Origin of the sequence: Geobacillus sp. WSUCF1 (genome assembly GCF_000422025.1) — a bacterium.
Taxonomy (GTDB): Bacteria; Bacillota; Bacilli; order Bacillales; family Anoxybacillaceae; genus Geobacillus; species Geobacillus zalihae.
Window position 1 is genome coordinate 1 of the sequence record NZ_ATCO01000311.1, and the last position, 360, is coordinate 360.

General features: G+C 43.6%; 1 protein-coding gene. It reads right to left on the bottom strand.

Annotation, left to right across the window (positions count from 1 at the left end):
- On the bottom strand, positions 1–360 hold a 360-nt coding region (locus tag I656_RS0117345), incomplete at both ends, for a transposase (protein ID WP_033007063.1).

The window sequence follows — 360 nt, forward strand, 5'->3', positions numbered from 1 at the left end:
TTTTTTCACGAATGCCTGTTAAATCTTCTAATACAAAAAGGGTACGTTCTCCATATTGACGAACGAGTGCCTTCGTGACAGCATGGTTCACATCCGTCATCCAACGGTTTTCTCGTTGTCCGATTGTTTTCAACTTCCGACGCGCAGAAGCCGTCCCTTTTTGCTGGAGGGTTTTTCGCATTCGTTTGTACTTGGCACGCATATGCTTGATTTTTCGTCCGTTAAAAAAGATCGTTTTCCCTTGCGAATCATAAGCTGTTGCAAGAAAGTTAACCCCTACATCGACACCGACCACTTGGCGAATGTTGTGTTCATCTACGGTTGGAATTGTTTTGGTCATGGGGATGTGCAAAAAGAATT